Source organism: Variovorax sp. JS1663 (genome assembly GCF_002157355.1).
In the GTDB taxonomy this organism is placed as follows: Bacteria; Pseudomonadota; Gammaproteobacteria; order Burkholderiales; family Burkholderiaceae_C; genus Variovorax.
This window is the reverse complement of sequence record NZ_LYMK01000039.1, coordinates 1-18759: the sequence shown is the minus strand read 5'-3', so window position 1 is coordinate 18759 and position 18759 is coordinate 1. Positions and strand designations below refer to the sequence as shown.

Below are 18759 nucleotides of genomic sequence, written 5' to 3'. Positions count from 1 at the left end.
TCATGAACGCCACACGACCCCATAGCCGCTATTGGTCCGACTTGACAAGCGAAGCCTTTGCGCGGCTCGACCGCTCGCGGCTCATCGCGGTGCTGCCGGTGGGCGCCACCGAGCAGCACGGCCCGCACCTGCCCATGTCCACCGACACGGCCACCATCGACGGCATGGTGCGCGCGACGCTGCCGCACCTGCCGGACGCGTTGCCGGTGCTGTTCCTGCCCACCGTGGCCTACGGCAAGAGCAACGAGCATTCGCGCTATCCCGGCACGCTCACGGTCTCGGCCTCGACGCTGATCGCGATGTGGATGGAGATCGGCGCCTGCGTGGCCAAGGCCGGCGTACGCAAGCTGGTGCTCTTCAACAGCCACGGCGGCCAGATGTCGGTGATGGACATCGTGGCGCGCGACCTGCGCGAGCGCCACGACATGATGGTGGTGGCCGCCAACTGGTACACCCTGGGGCTGCCGGAGGGCCTCTTCAGCGCGCACGAAGGCCGGCACGGCGTGCATGCCGGCGACCTGGAGAGCTCGGTCATGCTGCACCTGACGCCAAACGACGTGCGCCCGGCGCAGTTCCGCCGCTTCCCTTCGATGACCGAGGACCTGGCGAAGGAGAACCGCTTCCTCTCGATCACCCCCAGCGGCAAGCTTGGCTGGCAGATGCACGACATCAATCCGCAGGGCGCGGCCGGCGACGCCACGCTGGCCACGGCGGAAAAGGGCGCCGCGGTGCTCGACCACGTCGGCCGCCGCTTCAGCGAGCTCCTGCAGGAAGTGGATCGCTTCCCCCTGGAGCGCCTCGCCAACGAGCCCGCCTGGCAATGACCATGCAGCAGCACCACGACACCGCGGCGCTGGTCCGCCTGCGCAACGTCAGCAAGCGTTTCGCCAACGGCACGCTCGCGCTCCAGGGCATGAGCCTGGACTGCGGCGAGCACGACTTCATCAGCTTCCTCGGCCCCTCGGGTTGCGGCAAGAGCACGGCGCTGCGGCTGATCGCCGGCCTCACGCGGCCCAGCGCGGGCGATCTGGCCTGGGCGGGCGCATCGGCGCGAAGCGCCGGGCGCGACCGCGAGCTGGGCTTCGTGTTCCAGGAGCCGACGCTCATGCCCTGGGCCCGCGTCTTCGACAACGTCTGGCTGCCGCTGAAACTCTCCGGCGTCTCGCGCGAGGCCGCGGCGCCCGTCGTGAAGGATGCGCTGGAGATGGTGGGCCTGTCGCGCTTCGCCGAGGTCTACCCGCGGGAGCTCTCGGGCGGCATGAAGATGCGCGTCTCCATCGCGCGCGCCCTGGTCACGCGGCCGCGCCTGCTGCTGATGGACGAGCCCTTCGCCGCGCTGGACGAGATGACGCGCATCAAGCTCAACAACGACCTGCTCGCGATCTGGCGCGAGCACCGCTTCTCGATCATCTTCGTCACCCACAGCGTCTACGAGTCGGTCTACCTGTCCAACCGCATCGTGGTGATGGCACCGCGCCCCGGCCGCGTGATCGAGGAGATCCGCATCGACGAGCCCTACCCGCGCGGCGATGCCTACCGCACCTCCACCCGCTACAACGTGCACTGCACGGCGGTGTCGCAATCCCTGCACGGAGCCCTCCATGGCGTCGACATCGATCACTGAAAAGCCTGCCCTGGCCGAGCTGCAGGCCGCCGCGCCCTCCGCCGCCGATCTGCAGGCGCACGAAGACCGGCTGCGCCGGCGCGAGTCGCTGCTGCGAATCGCCATCCCCACCGCGCTGGTCGCGGCGCTGCTGCTGCTGTGGGAGCTGCTGGTGCGCGTCAACGACGTGCCGCACTACATCATCCCCGCGCCTTCGCTGATCTTCACGACGCTGATCGACAACTGGGACACGCTCTCGGCAGCGCTGTGGTTCACCGTCAAGCTCACCCTGCTGGCGCTGGCGGCGGCCATCGTGGGCGGCGTGCTGCTGGCGATCTGCTTCGCGCTCTTCAAGTGGGTGGAGATCGGCCTGTTCCCGATCGCGGTGATCCTGCAGGTCACGCCCATCATCGCGATCGCGCCGCTGATCCTGATCTACGTCTCCAGCACCACCGCCGCGCTGCTGCTGTGTGCGTGGATCGTGGCCTTCTTCCCGATCCTGTCGAACACCGTGATCGGCCTGAAGAGCGCCGACCGCAACCTGCGCGACCTGTTCCAGCTCTACCGGGCCTCGCCCTGGCAGCTGTTCCGCTACCTGCTGGTGCCCAGCGCCCTGCCCTACTTCATGGCCGGCCTCAAGATCGCCGGTGGCCTGAGCCTGATCGGCGCGGTGGTGGCCGAGTTCACCGCCGGCACGGCCGGGCGCGAGACCGGGCTGGCCTCGCGCATCCTGGAGTCGAGCTTCCGCACCGAGATCCCCATGATGTTCGCGGCGCTGTTCCTGGTGTCGCTGCTGGGCATCGCGATCTTCATCGTCTTCGCGGCGCTCTCGCGCATGGTGCTGGGCCACTGGCACGAAAGCGAAATGCGAGGCGAGCGCTAGCCATGGATGCCGTGACCATCGCCGAGCGCGCCATCGGCCGCGCCGTGGACTGGGACGCCGTGGCGCGCGACCTCCAGGGCCTGAACGTGATCGCCTCGCCCGGCCAGCGCAAGCAGCTGTCCAAGGACTTCTACTGGTACAGCCCCATCCTCACGCAGCAGCTCGCCGGCTGCGTCGCCGACCTCGTCGTCAAGGTCAGCACCGAGGAGGACGTGCGCCGTGCCGCGGCCGTGGCCGCCAAGTGGAAGCTGCCGCTCACCGTGCGTGCCGGCGGCACCGGCAACTACGGCCAGTGCGTACCGCTCTTGGGCGGGCTGGTGCTCGACGTCACGCCGATGTGCCGCGTGCTCGGGGTCGGCGAGGGCCGGGTGCGCGTGCAGGCCGGCGCGCGCATGCACGACATCGAGCTGGCGGTGGCCGAGACCGGCCAGGCGCTGCGCATGTGGCCGTCGACCTGGCACGTGGCCACCATCGGCGGCTTCATCGCGGGCGGCTTCGGCGGCATCGGCTCGATCCGCCACGGCATCCTGCGCGACCCGGGCAACCTGCTGCGCGCGCGCGTGATGACGGTGGAGCGCGAGCCGCGGGTGATCGAGCTGGCCGGCGACGAGATCCAGCAGGTGCACCATGCCTACGGCACCAACGGCGTGATCCTCGACGTGGAGGTGGCGCTGAGCCCGGCGGTGGATTGGGTGCATTGCATCGCCCTGTTCCCCAGCTACCGGCAGGTGATGGACTTCGGCGTGGCGGCCAGCACGCCCGAGATCGACCTGTTCCTCCTGTCGGCGGTGGATGCGCGCTTCTCGCCCTACTACGCGAACCTGGGCAGCCACTTCCCGCCCGACCGGCACGCGATGTTCATGATGGCCGCGCCCGCCTCGATGCCGGCGCTGCACGCGCTGGCCGCATCGCGCGGCGGCCGCATCTCGCTGGCCGGCACCGAGGCCGAGCTGCAGGCGATGGGCCTGCCGCCGGCCTACGAGTGCGCCTACAACCACACCACCCTGCAGGCGCTGAAGGTGGACCGCAGCTGGACCTACCTGCAGGTGGCCTACGCCCAGCCCTTCGACCCGGCGGTGGTCGACCGCCACATTGCGCTCTTCGGCGACGACGTGCTGCAGCACCACGAGTTCGCGCGCGCCGGGGGCGAGTACGGCACCTTCTCGATCCTGCTGGTGCGCTGGAAGGGCGAGGCCCACCAGTACGAGGTGATGCGCGAGATCGAGTCCGAGGGCGGCTGCGTGATCTTCAACCCGCACGTCGTGACCATCGAGGACGGCGGCATGAAGACCATCGACACGCAGCAGATCGAATTCAAGAAGAAGAGCGACCCGATGGGCCTGATGAACCCCGGCAAGACCCGCGGCTGGACGCCCGACATGGCGCGAGCAACATGAGCCCCCCGGCTTTTCACTTCGCTTCGCTGCGTGTAACTCCACCCCCCGAGGGGGAGGCGCGGCTCGCCTTGGGGCGGCCCGGTGGCGGCCGCCTCTCTCCCTTTCCACCTTTCCCCCAGACCCAAGGAAGACAAGCCATGAAGCTTCAAGCCCCCTTCGCCGCCCGCGCCCTGCTGGCCACCCTGCTGGCCGGCTACGCCTTCGCCGCCATCGCGCAGGACAAGGTGGTGCTCGCCACCAACTGGCGCGCCCAGCCCGGCCACGGGGGCTTCTACCAGGCGCTGGCCGACGGCACCTACAGGAAGTTCGGCCTCGACGTGGACATCCAGCAGGGCGGCCCGCAGGTCAACAACCGGCCCATGCTGCCGGCCGGCAAGGTGGATTTCCTGATGACCGGCAACATGCTGATGGCCTTCGACAACATCAAGCAGAAGGTGCCGACGGTAGTGGTCGCGGCCTACTTCCAGAAGGACCCGCAGGCCATCATCGCCCACCCGGGCCAGGGCATCGAGAAGTTCGCGGACCTCACCAAGGCCAAGACCGTGCTGCTGGCCAAGGATGGCCAGATCAGCTACTGGCAGTGGATGAAGAAGGCCTACGGCATGCGCGACGAGCAGGTGCGCCCCTACAACTACAGCCTGTCGCAGTTCCTGGCCGACAAGCAGTCGGTGCAGCAGGCCTATGCGACCTCGGAGCCGCTGGCGGTGGAGAAGCAGGCCGGCTTCAAGCCGGTGGTGCTGTCGCTGGCCGACGCGGGCTGGTCGACCTACGGCATGGTGATCGAGACGCGGCAGGAACTCGTGAAGACCAAGCCGGACCTGGTCCGGCGCTTCGTCGAGGCATCCAACATCGGCTACTACAACTACCTCTATGGCGACCGCAAGGCGGCCGATGCGCTGATCAGGAAGATCAACCCGGACATCAGCGACGAGTACATCGAGAAGTCCATTCCGATCCTGCGCGACCACATCGACGTCGGCGACGCGGCCACCAAGGGCATCGGTGCGATCAGCGATGCGCGGATGAAAGACTTCCACGACAAGACCATCGCCACCGGCTTGTACAAGGACGGCGACTTCAACTACGCCGAGGCTTACACGACGCAGTTCGTCAACAAGGGCACGGGCCTGGAACTGCGGAAGGCGGCTGCGAAGTAGCACCATGGCCGAGCGCACCCTCACCGTGCGGGTGGCGCGCATCGCGCGCCAGACGCCGGAGATCCTGTCCTTCGAGCTGGCCCACCCGGCCGGCCGCGCCCTGCCGCCCTACCAGGCCGGGGCCCACATCGACGTGCACATGCCCGGCGGCTTCTCGCGCCAGTACTCGCTGGCGCGCGCGCACGGCGAGGCGGCGGCGTCCTCCTACCTGATCGGCGTCAAGCGCGAGGCGGCGAGCCGCGGCGGCTCGGCCTCGATGCATGCCCGGGTGCGCGAGGGCGACCTGATCCCGATCAGCGCGCCGCGCAACACTTTCCCGATCCGCCCCGAGGCCCGCCGCCACCTGCTGCTGGCCGGCGGCATCGGCATGACGCCGCTGCTGGCAATGGCGCAGGCGCTGGCGCGCGAGGGCGCCGACTTCGTGCTCTGCCTCTTCGTGCGCGGCGAGGAGCACCTGGCCTTCGCCGAGGCGCTGCGCACGCCGTTGCTGGCGCCGCACGTGCGGCTGCATTTCGACACCGGCGAGGCCGGGCGGAAGATCGACCTTCGGCAGCTGCTGGCCGAGCGTCCGCCCCGCGCCCACCTGTATGTCTGCGGCCCCGGCGGCTTCATGGCGGCCGTGCGCGAAGCCGCGGCCCATTGGCCGGAGGAGGCGCAGCATGCCGAGTACTTCGCGGCCCCCGCCGGTGCGGCGGTGGCGGGCGGCCGGCCCTTCACGCTGCGGCTCGCCCGGCGCGGCATCAGCGTGCCGGTGGCGGCCGACCAGACGGCGGTGGATGCCCTGCATGCCTTCGGCATCGACATCCCCATCTCCTGCGAGCAGGGCCTGTGCGGCACCTGCGTGGTCGGCGCGGAGGGCGCCGGCGCCGAGCACCGCGACTTCTGCCTGACCGGCGGCGAGCGCGCCGCGAAGGTGGCGCTGTGCTGCTCGCGCGCCAAGGGCGAAGAGCTGGTGCTGGACCTCTGAGCGCAGCGCCGCCACTCTGGCACCATGCAGTCCCGATGACCCGACGATCCAGCGCCACCGACTCCATGACCGCCGAGGAGGCCGACGCGCCCGCCACGCGCGGCCGCGCGCGCAAGTACACGCAGGTGCTGGGGGTGATCTACCAGGCGGCGGTCGAGGTCTTCGCGGCCGACGGGCTGGCCGGCGCCTCCACCCAGGCCATCGCCGACAAGGCGGGGCTGTCGAAGGCGCAGCTGCACTACTACATCGAGAGCAAGGAGGCGCTCTACCGCCAGGTGCTGCAGGACATCATCAACGACTGGATCGGCGTGTTCGGCTTCAGCGACGAGGCTTTCGGCCCGCGCAAGGTGCTCACGGACCTGATCCAGCGCAAGATGCTGTTCTCCTTCGAGCATCCGCTGCGCTCGCGGATCTTCGCGGCCGAGATGATGCGGGGTGCGCCGGTGATCCGGGAAATGATGGGGACGAGCAAGCAGCGCACCAACCAGGCCGCTGCCGTCATCCAGAACTGGATCCACCGCGGGCTGATGGATCCGGTGGACCCGATGCTCTTTCTCTTCCACCTCTGGGCCGTGACCCAGTTCTACGCCGACCATGCGGCCCAGGTGGCCTATTTCCGCGACGTGCCGGTCAGCGACGAGAAGGACCGGCGGTATCTCACCGAGCAGGTGACGGAATTCCTGCTGAAGGGGGCCGGAGTGCGCTGAGGCGCACCGCCATTCATCAAATCGTCAAACCGCGGCAGTGGCTTGACGATTTCGTCAAGCGGCGGTCAGTGCGGTTCGCAAGCCTGGACGAAGGGCATCGCGTACTCGCGGCCGATCATGCCGCGCGCGAAAAGGTAGTTGTTGCGGGCCTTCTCGCTCATCGCGTCCAGATTGACCATCCCCGTGCTGTCGCAGGGGAAGGTCAGTGCGCGCCCCTGATTGAACAATGACTGGAAGCGGATCTCGAACGCTTCCGCGTTCTGCATCGTGGAACTGTGCGACATGATCGTCTCCTGCAAAAAGGGCAAGGAATTGAACGCCTTGATCAAGCGAGCCGGCATGTGAACCCTCCTGCCGGTGGCCTTGCATCAACCGTGCCTGGGCTCGTCCTGATTAACGATCCACGCCGCCTCGCGTTGCAGGGGATTACGCGCCCCCGCCGCACTCGGTTGTGCGAAATGCCACGATTTGCGAGATTCCACGAGACTTTTCATCCGCGGGCACACCCAGGCCGCGCCGGCGCGCGAGGCGCGCTGCGAGGGGGCCAACCCGTCAGTGCTGCGGCAGATACATCGTCGCCTCCACCTCCACGAGGACTTCGTCCCCCGGCAGGAAGCGGGAGACCTCCACCACCGTGCTGACCGGCGGCTCGCCCGGGTAGAACAGGCCGCGCACGCGGTTGTAGAGGGCGTAGTCGGGCAGGCGGCGGAAGTACTGGACCAGCTTGACCACGTCGTCCATGGTGCCGCCGTGCTCGGCCGCGATCTGGCGGATGCGCTCCAGCACGAACCAGCTCTGCGCCACCACCGGCGCCTCGAACACGTCCACCGACATCTGGCCGGTGGCGTAGCCCAGGCCGCGCAGGGCCTCGCGGGCCTCCTCGGGAATCTGTTCGTAGCCCATGACGGCGCGGCGCGTGGCCGGGTCGACGGCAACCACGCCGCTCATGAAGACGAAGTCGCCCACGCGCTTGGCGGCCGCGTAGTTGGCCATCGGTTTGCCCATGCTCATTCGGTTTTCTCCAGGATGCGGCCGGCGCGGATGACCGTGCGGCGGCGTCCGCGCGCGTCCAGCAGTTCGTGTTCGTCGCGCGCCGCCAGCAGCACGAGGTCGGCCGGGCAGCCGGGTGCGATGCGGCCGTCCCAGTCCAGGCCCAGGGCGTGCGCGGGGTTGAGGGTGATGGTGTCCAGCCAGTCGGCGGCCGGGGCCAGGTGCGCCATCTGCACGCCCAGGCCGAAGGTCTCGATCAGGTCGTAGCCGCCGTAGGGGTAGAAGGCGTCCTGCACGTTGTCGGTCGCCAGGCTGGCGCGCACGCCGGCTGCGGCCGCCTCGCGGATGCGCGTGATGCCGCGCTGCACCGGCGTCCGGTCCCAGGCGCCCTGCAGGTACAGGTTGGTGGTGGGCAGCGCCACCAGGTGCAGGCCGGCCTGCGCGCACAGGGCGAGGGTCTCGCGGGCGAAGCCGTCCTCCTGCACGGCCAGCGAGCAGGCATGGCCACAGACCACGCGGCCGTGCAGGCCGCGCGCGATGGCCAGCTGGGCGATGCTGCGCAGCCCTGTGGCGTCGGCATCCAGGCCCTCGTCCACGTGGAAGTCGAGCGGCAGCTGGTGCGCCTGCGCCAGGTCGAACACGCGGCCCAGCTTGTGGACGATGCCCTCGTTGCGGTAGACGAAGGCGCCCAGCACGCCGCCGGCACGCTGCACCGTCTGCGCGATGTGCTCGCCGGCGGCCGCGTCGGCGTAGACGTCCAGCGGCACCAGCGCGGCGAACTGCAGCGCCAGGCGGCCATGCCAGCGGGCGCGCAGCTCCTCGAAGACGGCGAGCGAGGCCGGCGCGTCCGTGCCGATCCAGTCCAGGTGCGTGCGCAAGGCGCGAGTGCCGGCCTGCCAGGCCTCGCCGAGGGCGCGCTCCATGCGCACACGCAGCCCCTCGGCCGTCCAACCTGCGCGGTGCGCGGCGATGCGCTGGATGGCGGCGAAGAGGTTGCCTTCGGCCGCGCCCACCTCCCGCACCGTGTAGTTCTTGTCGATGTGGGCATGCGCGTCGACGGGCGCGCTCAGCAGCGTGCCGCGGGCCGGCTGGCGGCTGGGCTCGATGGCAGCCACGTGCGCGCCCTCGATCTGCAGGTCGAACACCTCCGCCTCGCCCGCGGCAAAGCCGCGCAGCCGCGGCGGAATGCGCAGCGCTTCGAGCCTCATGCCTGCGGCACCACGCGCAGCCAGCCGAGGCCGTCGGAGGTGCCACGCGTCACGGCACCGCGCGCGGGCCGGTACTCGCAGCCGACCCACCCCTGCCAGCCGCACTGCGCCGCCACTTCGTCGATCACGCGGAACAGGTAGGGGTGGTTCAGCTCGCCGACGTCGGGTTCGTGCCGCTCCGGCACGCCCGCGATCTGGAAATGGCCGACGCGGCCGGTGGGCAGGTACTTGCGGATCTTCATCGCCACGTCGCCCTCGACGATCTGGCAGTGGTAGAGGTCCATCTGCACCTTCAGGTTGGACGCCCCGACGGCCTCGGCGATCTCGTGCGCATGGTCCTGCCGATTGAGGAAGAAGCGCGGGATGTCGCGCGTGTTGATGGGCTCGATCAGCAGGTCGCGCCCGGACTTGGCGGCCTCGGCCGCGGCCCAGCGCAGGTTCTCGACGTAGGTGGGCTGCACCGCCTCGCGCTCCGTGCCGGCCGGCACCAGCCCGGCCATGACGTGCACGCGGGGGCAATCCAGCGCCTCGGCATAGTCCAGCGCCTTCAGCACGCCTTCGCGGAACTCGGCCTCGCGTCCGGGCAGGCAGGCCAGGCCGCGTTCGCCGCCGTCCCAGTCGCCGGGCGGGCCGTTGAACAGCACCTGCTGCAGGCCGTTGGCCGACAGGCGGGCCTTGAGCTCGCGCCGCTCGTAGGGGTAGGGGAAGAGGTACTCGACGGCCTGGAAGCCGTCCTTGGCGGCGGCCTCGAAGCGGTCGAGGAAATCGAGCTCGGGATAGAGCATCGAGAGGTTGGCGGCGAATCGGGGCATGGGGGGTGCTCTCACCAGCGGGCGCCGAAGGTCTGGCGCAGTTCGTCGATCTGGGCCGGGCCCAGGGCTTGGGGCGGCGGCTCGTGCGCCGCGCTCAGGTGGAAGAGCCTCGCGGTCTCTTCCAGTTCCTCCAGCACGGCCATGGCCGCGGCCGGCGTGTCGTGCCAGACGTTGGGGCCGAGGCGCTCCAGCATCACGGCGCGGATCGGCGTGCCGCGCTCGCCGTAGCGGCGGATGGCCTGCGCGACCGCCTCGGCCGCCTCGGGCGCGCCGGGGCGGTGGTAGGGGAGGCGCGGCACATGGCCGACCTTCATCACGAAATAGGGCGTGAGTGCGGGCAGCAATTCTTCGGACGGGGCCGTGAGCGTGAGCGCCACGCAGTGCGTGCTGTGGGTGTGGATCACGCAGCGGGTGCCGGGGTCGAAGGCCGTCGCGGCAGCATAGATGCGGGCATGCAGCGCGATGGTCTTGCTGGCGCGGTCGCCGCCGGTCTGCTGGAACCGCCCGTCGAGCCGCGCAAGCCGGGCAGGATCGAGAAAGCCCAGGCAGGCATCGGTCGGCGTGATCAGGAAGCCGTCGTCCAGCCGCACGCTGATGTTGCCCGCGGTGGCGTGCACGTAGCCGCGCTCGAAGAGGCTGCGGCCGATGCGGCAGATCTCTTCGCGCGCCTCGTTCTCGGTCATCAGCGGCCGCCCGGCCGCCCGAAGGCCGCTGAGCGCCCCCTCGGGGGGCAGCGATACACGAAGTGATGAGCGTGGGGGCAGATCATTCCAGGAATGTAAAGGCTTTGGTGAAGAAATCGTCGGTGCCGAAGTTGCCGGACTTGAGCGCGATGTGCAGGCCCGCGCCGCCCGCCGCCTCGGCCTGCGCATGGCACCAGGGCACGCCCGGATCGATCTGCGCGCCGATCTGCATCTGCGCGATGCCCAGCGCCTGCACGCAGGCGCCCGAGGTCTCGCCGCCCGCGACCACCAGGCGGCGCACGCCGCGCTCGACCAGGCCGCGCGCGATCGCGGCGATGGTGCGCTCGACCATCGCGCCGGCCTCCTCGACGCCGAGTTGCCCCTGCACCGACTTCACGGCACCCGACTCGGCCGTCGAATAGACCAGCACCGGCCCGTCCTGCAGCAACGGCGCCGCCCAGGCCAGCGCCTCGGCCGCCACGTCCACACCTGCCGCGATGCGCAGCGGATCGATCGCCAGTGCCGGCCGGCCCGCGGCGATGAAGGCGCGCACCTGCCGATTGGTGGCCAGCGAGCAACTGCCCGAGACCACCGCGCCCAGCCCGTCCGAAGCCGGCAGCGCGGCAGCGCCCGCCGACGGCGCGATGCCGAAGTTGGCCGGCAGCCCGATCGCCACGCCCGACCCCGCCGTGACCAGCGGCATCCCGGCCAGCGCCGGGCCGAGGCGCAGCAGGTCCTCGTTCGAGACAGCGTCGACGATCGCGATGCCCGCGCCCTCGGCACGCAGCGCGGCGATGCGCTCGCGGATCGCCATCGGCCCGCGTGCCACGACGGCATGGTCGATCAGGCCCACCTTGCGCTGCGTCTGCGCCTGCAGCACCCGCACGAGGTTCGGGTCCGTCATCGGCGTGAGCGGATGCTTTTCCATGCCGCTCTCGTTCAGCAGCACCTCGCCCGCGAACAGGTAGCCCTTGAACACGGTGCGCTTGTTGTCGGGGAAGGCGGGCGTGGCGATGGTGAAGTCGCAGCCCAGCGCGTCCATCAGCGCCTCGGTCACCGGCCCGATGTTGCCCTCCGGCGTGCTGTCGAAGGTGGAGCAGTACTTGAAGTAGATCTGCCGCGCGCCCTGCGCCTGCAGCCAGCGCAGCGCGTCGAGCGACTGCGCCACCGCCTCGGCCGGCGCGATGGTGCGCGACTTGAGCGCCACCACCACCGCATCGACCTCGGCGGCGAGCGGCTGCGCCGGCACGCCGATGGTCTGGACCACGCGCATGCCGGCGCGCACGAGGTTGTTGGCGAGGTCGGTCGCGCCGGTGAAATCGTCGGCGATGCAGCCCAGCAGCAGGGTCATGGCTTGGTGGTCTTGTCGGAGGTGGAAGGCGAAGGCAGCTCGATGCCCGGGAAGATCTTGATCACGGCGCTGTCGTCCTCGCGCGCGAAACCGGCGGTCGATGCCTGCATGAACATCTGGTGCGCGGTGGAGGCCAGCGGCAGCGGAAACTTGCTGGCGCGCGCGGTGTCGAGCACCAGGCCCAGATCCTTCACGAAGATGTCGACCGCCGACAGCGGCGTGTAGTCGCCGGCCAGCACGTGGGCCATGCGGTTCTCGAACATCCAGCTGTTGCCCGCGCTGTGGGTGATGACCTCGTACAGCGCCTCGGGCGCCACGCCCTCGCGCAGCCCCAGCGCCATGGCCTCGGCCGCCGCCGCGATGTGCACGCCGGCCAGCAGTTGGTTGATGATCTTGACCTTGCTGCCCGCGCCGGCGCGGTCGCCCAGCCGGTACACCTTGCCCGCCATGGCCTCGAGCACCGCCCCGGCCTTGTCGTAGGCCTCGGGCCGGGCGGCGGTCATCATGGTCATCTGCCCGCTGGCGGCCTTGGCCGCGCCGCCGGAGATGGGCGCGTCGATGTAAAGAATGCCGAGCGCCGCCAGGCGCGCCTCGAGCGCGATCGACCAGTTCGGGTCCACGGTCGAGCACATGACGAACACGCTGCCGGACTTCATGGCGGCGGCCGCACCCTGCTCGCCGAAGAGAACTTCCTCGGTCTGCTGCGCGTTGACGACCACCGAGACCAGGACCTCGCAGGCCGCCGCGACCTGTGTGGGGCTGTCGCAGGCGACCCCGCCCTGCTGCGCGAAGGCGGCCGCGGCGCCCGGCCGCGCATCGCAGACGTGCAGTTCGTAGCCGCGCTGGCGCAAGGTGGCCGCGATGCCGGCGCCCATGGCGCCGAGGCCGATCAGGCCGACGGGTGATGTCATCGGTGTCTCATTCCTGCTGGCGAAGTGGTCGATTGTGTGGCACGGCCGCAGGCTAGGCTTTTCCTCCATCGGGCGCGCACGAATTGACCCTGCCTCCAGCCGCATGCTAAGAATCGTCCTGCGCGTCAACCAAGGAAAGACCATGGACGACTACGGGGACAAGTGCGAACCATCGCAGGACTTGCAGCAGGACTGCCAACGCTACGACCCGCGCGGCTACCAGCAGACGACCTGGATGCGCCACGTGCTGACGGCCGTGATCGCGATCATCGCGCTCGGTGCGGCGGTGGCCTCGATCCCCTACTGGGACGGCCCCACCTTCCCGGTGACCAGCCTGGTCATCTACGTCGCGGGCATGGTGTTCGTCGCCATGCCGCTGTGCCTGCTCTACGAGGCACTCCTGAAATCGCACCACGAGCACGTGGCGCACGCCAAGCTGCTCGCCGGCTAGGGCTGGGGCTGCGCCGCGCCCACCAGCTTGTCCCGGTGGCTGCGCACGGCCGAGGCAACGATCGGCATCAGATCGCCGGCACCGCCCGCGTCGAGCTCGCCGATCAGTTGGCGCCGCATGCTGGGCGCCCAGAATGACTTGAGGTGCCCCGCGATCGCCTGCCGCGCAGCGACCGAATCGTTGGGCGTCTGGGCCTGGAAGAAGCTGCCGATCTGGTTGGCCATCTTGACCAGCTGGGCGGTCGGGTTGTGCATGTTCGGATCTCAGTTCTGCAGGCGTTCAGGGCGGCAGTAGACGACCAGGTCGTCCTTGCGTGCGAAGCCCACCAGCGTGAGCCGCGCGCGCTCGGCGGTCGCGACCGCGAAGGAGGTCGGTGCCGACACGGCGGCCAGGAGCGGCACGCCGGCCATGGCCGTCTTCTGCACCATCTCGAAGCTGGCCCGGCTGGTGACTGCGATGAAGCCGGTGGCCGCCTCGATCTCGCCGACCGCCAGCGCGCCGACCAGCTTGTCGAGCGCGTTGTGGCGGCCGACGTCCTCGCGCAGGAGCACCACTTCGCCCTGCGCCGAGCACCAGGCGGCCGCGTGAACGGCGCCGGTGGCCTGCTGCAGGGTCTGCTGCGCCTGCAGGCGCGACATGGCCTTCGCAATGGCGCGCCGGTCGATCGGCGCGCCATCGTCCAGCGCCGGCAGCTCGCGCGACACATGGGCCAGGCTCTCCGTGCCGCACAGCCCGCAGCCGGTGCGCCCGGTCATCGAGCGGCGCTTCTGCTTGAGGCGCGCGAAGGCGGCACCAGCCACATCCAGGCGCACGGTGATGCCTTGTTCCGAGGGCTCGGCCTCCACCCCGTAGAGCTCGTGCGCGCCGTCGAGGATGCCCTCGGTGAGCGAAAAGCCGAGCGCGAAGTCCTCCAGGTCCATCGGCGTCGCCAGCATCACCGCGTGCGAAATGCCGTTGAACTCGAGCGCCACGGGCACCTCCTGCGCCACCCAGTCCTGCACGGCGAAGGCCAGGCCGCCGCGCACGCCGCGCACGGGCAGCAGCAGGGCGCCCTCGCAGGCGGGTGCATCGGCGTAGGTGACGGCGGAGGGCAAGGCGGCGACGCTCATCGGGGTCCTCTTCGGGTTACTTGGCAGGCACCGTCTCTGTGCCCTGCGAGGCCTGCGTCAGCAGTTCCTGCTGCCGGCGGTTGAAGCGGCTGTATTCCTGCTGCCAGGCGGAGGGCTGCATCACGGGCATGACCTGCACCGCCGTGACCTTGTACTCGGGGCAGTTGGTGGCCCAGTCGGAGTTGTCGGTGGTGATGACGTTGGCGCCCGACTCCGGAAAGTGGAAGGTGGTGTAGACCACGCCCGGCTGCATGCGCTCGGACACCGTGGCGCGCAGCACCGTCTCACCGGCGCGGCTCTGGATGCCGACCCAGTCGTCGTCCTTGATGCCGCGCTCTTCCGCATCGTGCGGATGGATTTCCAGCCGGTCCTCGCTGTGCCACTGGTTGTTGTCGGTGCGGCGGGTCTGCGCGCCCACGTTGTACTGCGACAGGATGCGCCCGGTGGTCAGCAGGAGCGGGAACTTGCGCGTCACCTTCTCCTCGGTGGCCACGTACTGCGTGACGATGAAGCGGCCCTTGCCGCGCACGAAGCGGTCGATGTGCATGGTAGGCGTGCCCTCGGGCGCGTCCTCGTTGCAGGGCCACTGGATGCTGCCGAGCTCGTCCAGCCGCCGGTAGCTCACGCCATGGAAGGTCGGCGTCAGCGCGGCGATCTCGTCCATGATCTCCTCGGGGTTCGCGTAGTCCATCGGGTAGCCGAGGGCCTGCGCGAGCTTCACGGTCACTTCCCAGTCGGCATAGCCGGCCTTGGGCGGCATCAGCTTGCGCACGCGCGAGATGCGGCGTTCGGCGTTGGTGAAGGTGCCGTCCTTCTCCATGAAGGAGGAGCCGGGCAGGAACACGTGCGCGTACTTGGCAGTCTCGTTGAGGAACAGGTCCTGCACCACCACGCACTCCATCGCCATCATCGCCGCCGCCACGTGCTGCGTGTTCGGGTCCGACTGCACGATGTCCTCGCCCTCGCAGTACAGGCCCTTGAAGCTGCCGCCGATGGCGGCATCGAACATGTTGGGAATGCGCAGGCCCGGCTCGGGGTCGATGCGCACGCCCCAGGCGGCCTCGAAGGAGGCGCGCGAGATGCTGTCCGACACGTGCCGGTAGCCCGGCAGCTCGTGCGGGAAGGAGCCCATGTCGCAGGAGCCCTGCACGTTGTTCTGGCCGCGCAGCGGGTTGACGCCCACGCCCTCGCGGCCGACGTTGCCGGTGGCCATGGCCAGGTTGGCGATGCCCATCACCATGGTCGAGCCCTGGCTGTGCTCGGTGACGCCCAGGCCGTAGTAGATCGCGCCGTTGCCGGCGGTGGCATAGAGGCGCGCGGCGGCGCGCAGCTCGGCGGCAGGCACGCCGGTCGCCTCTTCGGAGGCCTCGGGCGAGTTCTCGGGCTTCGAGACGAAGGCGCGCCACTCGGCGAAGGAGCCGGCGTCGCAGCGCTCGGCCACGTAGTCCTCGGCGATCAGGCCTTCAGTGGCGATCACGTGCGCCATCGCGGTGATCACCGCCACGTTGGTGCCGGGCTTGAGCTGCAGGTGATGGGCGGCCCGGATGTGCGGCGACTTCACGATGTCGATGCGGCGCGGGTCGACCACGATGAGCTTCGCTCCCTCGCGCAGGCGCTTCTTCATGCGAGAGGCGAAGACCGGGTGGCCATCGGTCGGGTTGGCGCCGATCACCATGATCACGTCGGCCTTCTCCACCGACTTGAAGGTCTGCGTGCCGGCCGATTCGCCCAGCGTCTGCTTCAGGCCGTAGCCCGTGGGCGAGTGGCACACGCGGGCGCAGGTGTCGACGTTGTTGTTGCCGAAGCCGGCGCGCACCAGCTTCTGCACCAGGTAGGTTTCCTCGTTGGTGCAGCGCGAGGAGGTGATGCCGCCGATCGACTCGCGGCCGTACTGGGCCTGCAGGCGCCTGAATTCGCTCGCGGCGTGGTTGATGGCCTCGTCCCAGCTCACCTCCTGCCACGGGTCGGTGATCTTCTTGCGGATCATCGGCTTGAGCATGCGGTCCTGGTGCGTCGCATAGCCCCAGGCGAAGCGGCCCTTGACGCAGGAGTGGCCGTCGTTGGCCTTGCCGTCCTTCCACGGCACCATGCGCACCACCTCGTTGCCCTTCATCTCGGCCTTGAAGGCGCAGCCCACGCCGCAGTAGGCGCAGGTGGTGATCACGCTGTGCTCGGGCTGGCCCAGCCAGATCACCGATTTCTCCTGCAGCGTGGCGGTGGGGCAGGCCTCGACGCAGGCGCCGCAGCTCACGCACTCGGATTCCATGAAGGGCTGATCCTGCCCGGGCGAGACGCGCGAATCGAAGCCGCGGCCGCTGATGGTCAGCGCGAAGGTGCCCTGGGTCTCCTCGCAGGCCCGCACGCAGCGGTTGCAGACGATGCATTTGGAGGGGTCGTAGCTGAAGTACGGGTTGGATTCGTCCTTCTGGCTCTTCAGGTGGTTGGCGCCATCGAAGCCGTAGCGCACGTTGCGCAGCCCCGTCACGCCCGCCATGTCCTGCAGCTCACAGTTGCCGTTGGCCGAGCAGGTGAGGCAGTCCAGCGGATGGTCGGAGATGTAGAGCTCCATCACGCCCTTGCGCAGGTCCTGCAGCTTCGGCGTCTGGGTGCGCACCTTCATGCCGGCCTCGGCCGGCGTGGTGCAGGAGGCCGGGAAGCCGCGGCGGCCCTCGATCTCGACCAGGCACAGGCGGCAGGAGCCGAAGGGCTCCAGACTGTCGGTGGCGCACAGCTTGGGCACGCGGATGCCGGCATCGACAGCAGCGCGCATCAGCGAGGTGCCTGCCGGCACGGTGACCTGCTGGCCGTCGATCTCCAGCGTGACCTCGCGCTCCGATTCGCGCTTGGGCGTGCCCCAGTCGGTTTCTTTCAGGTGGTCGAGCATGTTCTTGTTCCTCTCTGGCTCAAGCGGCCTTGCGGTCGGGCACGACGAGGCCGAAGTCCTCGGGGAAATGATCCAGCGCGGACAGCACCGGGAAGGGCGTCATCCCGCCCATCGCGCACAGCGATCCATGGACCATCGTGTCGCACAGGTCGCGCAGCAGGATCACCTGTTGCGGCCGGTTCTGGTTGGCGCGGATCTTGTCGATCACCTCCACGCCGCGGGTCGAGCCGATGCGGCAGGGCGTGCACTTGCCGCAGGACTCGATGGCGCAGAACTCCATCGCGTAGCGCGCCAGCTTCGACAGGTCGGCCGTGTCGTCGTGCGCCACGATGCCGCCATGGCCGACGGTGCCGCCGACCGCGGCATAGGCCTCGTAGTCCAGCGGCAGGTCCCACTTCGATTCGGGCAGGTAGGCGCCCAGCGGCCCGCCGACCTGCACCGCCTTGATCGGCCGGCCCGAGGCCGAGCCGCCGCCGTAGTCGTAGAGCAGCTCGCGCAGCGTGACGCCGAAGGCCTTCTCGACCAGCCCGCCGTACTTGATGTTGCCGGCCAGCTGCATCGGCAGCGTGCCGCGCGAGCGGCCCACGCCGTAGTCGCGGTAGAAGGCGGCGCCGCGCGCCAGGATCAGCGGCACGCTGGCCAGCGTGATCACGTTGTTGATCAGCGTGGGCTGGCCGAACAGGCCGGTGATGGCCGGCAGCGGCGGCTTGGCGCGCACCACGCCGCGCTTGCCTTCGATGCTCTCGAGCAGCGCCGTCTCCTCGCCGCACACGTAGGAGCCGGCGCCCTTGCGCACTTCCAGGCGGAAGGCGCGGCCCGAGCCGAGGACGTCGTCGCCGAGGTAGCCGGCCGCCTCGGCGCGGGCGATCGCCTCGTTCATCGCGGCGATCGCATGCGGGTACTCCGAGCGCACGTAGACGTAGCCCTGCGTCGCGCCGGTGGCGATGCCGGCGATGGTCATGCCCTCGATCAGCATGAAGGGATCGCCCTCCATGGTCATGCGGTCGGAGAAGGTGCCGGAATCGCCCTCGTCGGCGTTGCAGACGATGTACTTCTGCGCCGCTTCCGTGCCCAGCACGGTCTTCCACTTGATGCCGGCCGGGAAGGCGGCACCGCCGCGGCCGCGCAGGCCGGAATCCAGAACCTGTTGCACCACCTCGGCCGGGGCCTGCGCCAGCGCGCGGCGCAGGCCGGCATAGCCTTCGTGCGCTTCGTAGTCGGCGATCGACAGCGGGTCGGTGATGCCCATGCGCGCGAAGGTGAGGCGCTCCTGCTTCTTCAGGTACGGGATCTCGTCGGTCGGGCCGAGGTGCAGCGCGTGCGCCGCGCCCTGCAGGAAGCCGGCGTCGAAGAGGCCGGCCACATCTGCGGCCGTCACCGGCCCGTAGGCGATGCGCCCGGCGGGCGTTGCCACTTCGACCAGCGGCTCGAGCCAGAACAGGCCGCGCGAGCCGTTGCGGACCAGCGTCACGTCCAGCCCGCGTGAGGAGGCTTCCTGCGCGATGCGGCGCGCCACGCGCTCCGCGCCGGCCGCGAGCGCCGCGGAATCGCGCGGCACGTAGACCGTGATGCTCACTGGACTACCCTCTCTTTCATTGCAGTCGTAGTGGAGCTGCGGCGCAGGGTTGTCCACGGCGGCGGGCGTC

At 69.7% G+C, this 18759-nt stretch carries 19 protein-coding genes; 8 read left to right on the top strand and 11 right to left on the bottom strand.

Annotation, left to right across the window (positions count from 1 at the left end):
- The first annotated feature begins 2 nt into the window (after positions 1 to 2).
- The 7 genes from A8M77_RS26130 to A8M77_RS26100 all read left to right on the top strand — a co-directional run bounded on the left by A8M77_RS26130 (position 3) and on the right by A8M77_RS26100 (position 6714).
- Positions 3 to 824 carry a creatininase family protein gene (locus A8M77_RS26130; protein WP_086924442.1) on the top strand — a complete coding sequence of 274 codons (822 nt, stop codon included), beginning with the start codon at positions 3 to 5 and terminating at the stop codon, positions 822 to 824.
- A complete protein-coding gene (locus A8M77_RS26125) occupies positions 821 to 1624 on the top strand; it encodes an ABC transporter ATP-binding protein (RefSeq protein ID WP_192871684.1) in 804 nt (267 codons plus the stop codon). The genes A8M77_RS26130 and A8M77_RS26125 overlap by 4 nt, the downstream gene beginning before the upstream one ends.
- Positions 1602 to 2486: an ABC transporter permease gene (locus tag A8M77_RS26120; RefSeq protein WP_086924440.1), complete on the top strand. Its 885-nt coding sequence runs from the start codon at positions 1602 to 1604 to the stop codon at positions 2484 to 2486. The genes A8M77_RS26125 and A8M77_RS26120 overlap by 23 nt, the downstream gene beginning before the upstream one ends.
- 2 nt (positions 2487 to 2488) lie before the next feature.
- The gene (locus A8M77_RS26115; protein ID WP_086924439.1) at positions 2489 to 3883 is read left to right on the top strand and encodes an FAD-binding oxidoreductase; all 1395 of its coding nucleotides are present in this window, start codon (positions 2489 to 2491) and stop codon (positions 3881 to 3883) included.
- Between the two features lie 137 nt (positions 3884 to 4020).
- The gene (locus tag A8M77_RS26110) at positions 4021 to 5040 is read left to right on the top strand and encodes an ABC transporter substrate-binding protein (RefSeq protein WP_086924438.1); all 1020 of its coding nucleotides are present in this window, start codon (positions 4021 to 4023) and stop codon (positions 5038 to 5040) included.
- Positions 5041 to 5044: 4 nt separating this feature from the next.
- A complete protein-coding gene (locus A8M77_RS26105) occupies positions 5045 to 6007 on the top strand; it encodes a PDR/VanB family oxidoreductase (RefSeq protein WP_086924437.1) in 963 nt (320 codons plus the stop codon).
- A gap of 35 nt (positions 6008 to 6042) precedes the next feature.
- Entirely contained in the window at positions 6043 to 6714 is a 672-nt protein-coding gene (locus A8M77_RS26100) for a TetR family transcriptional regulator C-terminal domain-containing protein (RefSeq protein ID WP_086924436.1), read from the top strand.
- A gap of 65 nt (positions 6715 to 6779) precedes the next feature.
- On the opposite strand, the gene A8M77_RS26095 is transcribed toward A8M77_RS26100, so the two are convergent.
- From A8M77_RS26095 to ltnD, 7 genes are all read right to left on the bottom strand, one after another.
- On the bottom strand, positions 6780 to 6998 hold the full coding sequence (locus A8M77_RS26095; protein ID WP_086924485.1) for a hypothetical protein: 219 nt from the start codon (positions 6996 to 6998) through the stop codon (positions 6780 to 6782).
- A gap of 268 nt (positions 6999 to 7266) precedes the next feature.
- Positions 7267 to 7725, bottom strand: coding sequence for a RidA family protein (locus tag A8M77_RS26090; protein WP_086924435.1), 459 nt, complete (start codon positions 7723 to 7725; stop codon positions 7267 to 7269).
- Entirely contained in the window at positions 7722 to 8912 is a 1191-nt protein-coding gene (locus tag A8M77_RS26085; protein WP_086924434.1) for an amidohydrolase family protein, read from the bottom strand. Before A8M77_RS26085 ends, A8M77_RS26090 begins: the two co-directional genes overlap by 4 nt.
- Positions 8909 to 9724: a 2-oxo-tetronate isomerase gene (gene otnI / locus A8M77_RS26080; protein WP_086924433.1), complete on the bottom strand. Its 816-nt coding sequence runs from the start codon at positions 9722 to 9724 to the stop codon at positions 8909 to 8911. The genes A8M77_RS26085 and otnI overlap by 4 nt, the downstream gene beginning before the upstream one ends.
- 11 nt (positions 9725 to 9735) lie before the next feature.
- Positions 9736 to 10407, bottom strand: coding sequence for a class II aldolase/adducin family protein (locus A8M77_RS26075; RefSeq protein ID WP_086924432.1), 672 nt, complete (start codon positions 10405 to 10407; stop codon positions 9736 to 9738).
- A gap of 82 nt (positions 10408 to 10489) precedes the next feature.
- On the bottom strand, positions 10490 to 11758 hold the full coding sequence (otnK, locus tag A8M77_RS26070) for a 3-oxo-tetronate kinase (protein ID WP_086924431.1): 1269 nt from the start codon (positions 11756 to 11758) through the stop codon (positions 10490 to 10492).
- Positions 11755 to 12669 carry an L-threonate dehydrogenase gene (gene ltnD, locus A8M77_RS26065; RefSeq protein ID WP_086924430.1) on the bottom strand — a complete coding sequence of 305 codons (915 nt, stop codon included), beginning with the start codon at positions 12667 to 12669 and terminating at the stop codon, positions 11755 to 11757. The genes otnK and ltnD overlap by 4 nt, the downstream gene beginning before the upstream one ends.
- A gap of 142 nt (positions 12670 to 12811) precedes the next feature.
- On the opposite strand from ltnD, the gene A8M77_RS26060 reads away from it, so the two are divergent.
- Entirely contained in the window at positions 12812 to 13120 is a 309-nt protein-coding gene (locus A8M77_RS26060) for a hypothetical protein (protein WP_086924429.1), read from the top strand.
- Here A8M77_RS26060 and A8M77_RS26055 read toward each other — a convergent pair.
- Genes A8M77_RS26055 through A8M77_RS26040 form a run of 4 tightly spaced genes read right to left on the bottom strand, consistent with a single transcriptional unit; the run spans position 13117 to position 18689 of the window.
- Positions 13117 to 13374, bottom strand: a complete 258-nt coding sequence (locus A8M77_RS26055; RefSeq protein WP_086924428.1) for a formate dehydrogenase subunit delta — start codon at positions 13372 to 13374, stop codon at positions 13117 to 13119. The genes A8M77_RS26060 and A8M77_RS26055 overlap by 4 nt on opposite strands.
- Before the next feature lie 9 nt (positions 13375 to 13383).
- Positions 13384 to 14229, bottom strand: a complete 846-nt coding sequence (gene fdhD, locus A8M77_RS26050; protein WP_086924427.1) for a formate dehydrogenase accessory sulfurtransferase FdhD — start codon at positions 14227 to 14229, stop codon at positions 13384 to 13386.
- 16 nt (positions 14230 to 14245) lie between these two features.
- Positions 14246 to 17113, bottom strand: a complete 2868-nt coding sequence (fdhF, locus tag A8M77_RS26045) for a formate dehydrogenase subunit alpha (protein ID WP_086924426.1) — start codon at positions 17111 to 17113, stop codon at positions 14246 to 14248.
- Between the two features lie 19 nt (positions 17114 to 17132).
- The gene (locus A8M77_RS26040; protein ID WP_086924425.1) at positions 17133 to 18689 is read right to left on the bottom strand and encodes a formate dehydrogenase beta subunit; all 1557 of its coding nucleotides are present in this window, start codon (positions 18687 to 18689) and stop codon (positions 17133 to 17135) included.
- Between the last annotated feature and the right edge of the window lie 70 nt (positions 18690 to 18759).

Coding starts and splice junctions, on each gene's coding strand:
- A8M77_RS26075 (WP_086924432.1), bottom strand. CDS start 10,407: ATGACCGAGAACGAGGCGCGCGAAGAGATCTGCCGCATCGGCCGCAGC.
- A8M77_RS26130 (WP_086924442.1), top strand. CDS start 3: ATGAACGCCACACGACCCCATAGCCGCTATTGGTCCGACTTGACAAGC.
- A8M77_RS26105 (WP_086924437.1), top strand. CDS start 5,045: ATGGCCGAGCGCACCCTCACCGTGCGGGTGGCGCGCATCGCGCGCCAG.
- A8M77_RS26125 (WP_192871684.1), top strand. CDS start 821: ATGACCATGCAGCAGCACCACGACACCGCGGCGCTGGTCCGCCTGCGC.
- A8M77_RS26115 (WP_086924439.1), top strand. CDS start 2,489: ATGGATGCCGTGACCATCGCCGAGCGCGCCATCGGCCGCGCCGTGGAC.
- A8M77_RS26100 (WP_086924436.1), top strand. CDS start 6,043: ATGACCCGACGATCCAGCGCCACCGACTCCATGACCGCCGAGGAGGCC.
- A8M77_RS26120 (WP_086924440.1), top strand. CDS start 1,602: ATGGCGTCGACATCGATCACTGAAAAGCCTGCCCTGGCCGAGCTGCAG.
- otnK (WP_086924431.1), bottom strand. CDS start 11,758: ATGACCCTGCTGCTGGGCTGCATCGCCGACGATTTCACCGGCGCGACC.
- A8M77_RS26055 (WP_086924428.1), bottom strand. CDS start 13,374: ATGCACAACCCGACCGCCCAGCTGGTCAAGATGGCCAACCAGATCGGC.
- A8M77_RS26085 (WP_086924434.1), bottom strand. CDS start 8,912: ATGAGGCTCGAAGCGCTGCGCATTCCGCCGCGGCTGCGCGGCTTTGCC.
- ltnD (WP_086924430.1), bottom strand. CDS start 12,669: ATGACATCACCCGTCGGCCTGATCGGCCTCGGCGCCATGGGCGCCGGC.
- A8M77_RS26090 (WP_086924435.1), bottom strand. CDS start 7,725: ATGAGCATGGGCAAACCGATGGCCAACTACGCGGCCGCCAAGCGCGTG.
- fdhD (WP_086924427.1), bottom strand. CDS start 14,229: ATGAGCGTCGCCGCCTTGCCCTCCGCCGTCACCTACGCCGATGCACCC.
- A8M77_RS26110 (WP_086924438.1), top strand. CDS start 4,021: ATGAAGCTTCAAGCCCCCTTCGCCGCCCGCGCCCTGCTGGCCACCCTG.
- otnI (WP_086924433.1), bottom strand. CDS start 9,724: ATGCCCCGATTCGCCGCCAACCTCTCGATGCTCTATCCCGAGCTCGAT.
- A8M77_RS26060 (WP_086924429.1), top strand. CDS start 12,812: ATGGACGACTACGGGGACAAGTGCGAACCATCGCAGGACTTGCAGCAG.
- fdhF (WP_086924426.1), bottom strand. CDS start 17,113: ATGCTCGACCACCTGAAAGAAACCGACTGGGGCACGCCCAAGCGCGAA.
- A8M77_RS26095 (WP_086924485.1), bottom strand. CDS start 6,998: ATGTCGCACAGTTCCACGATGCAGAACGCGGAAGCGTTCGAGATCCGC.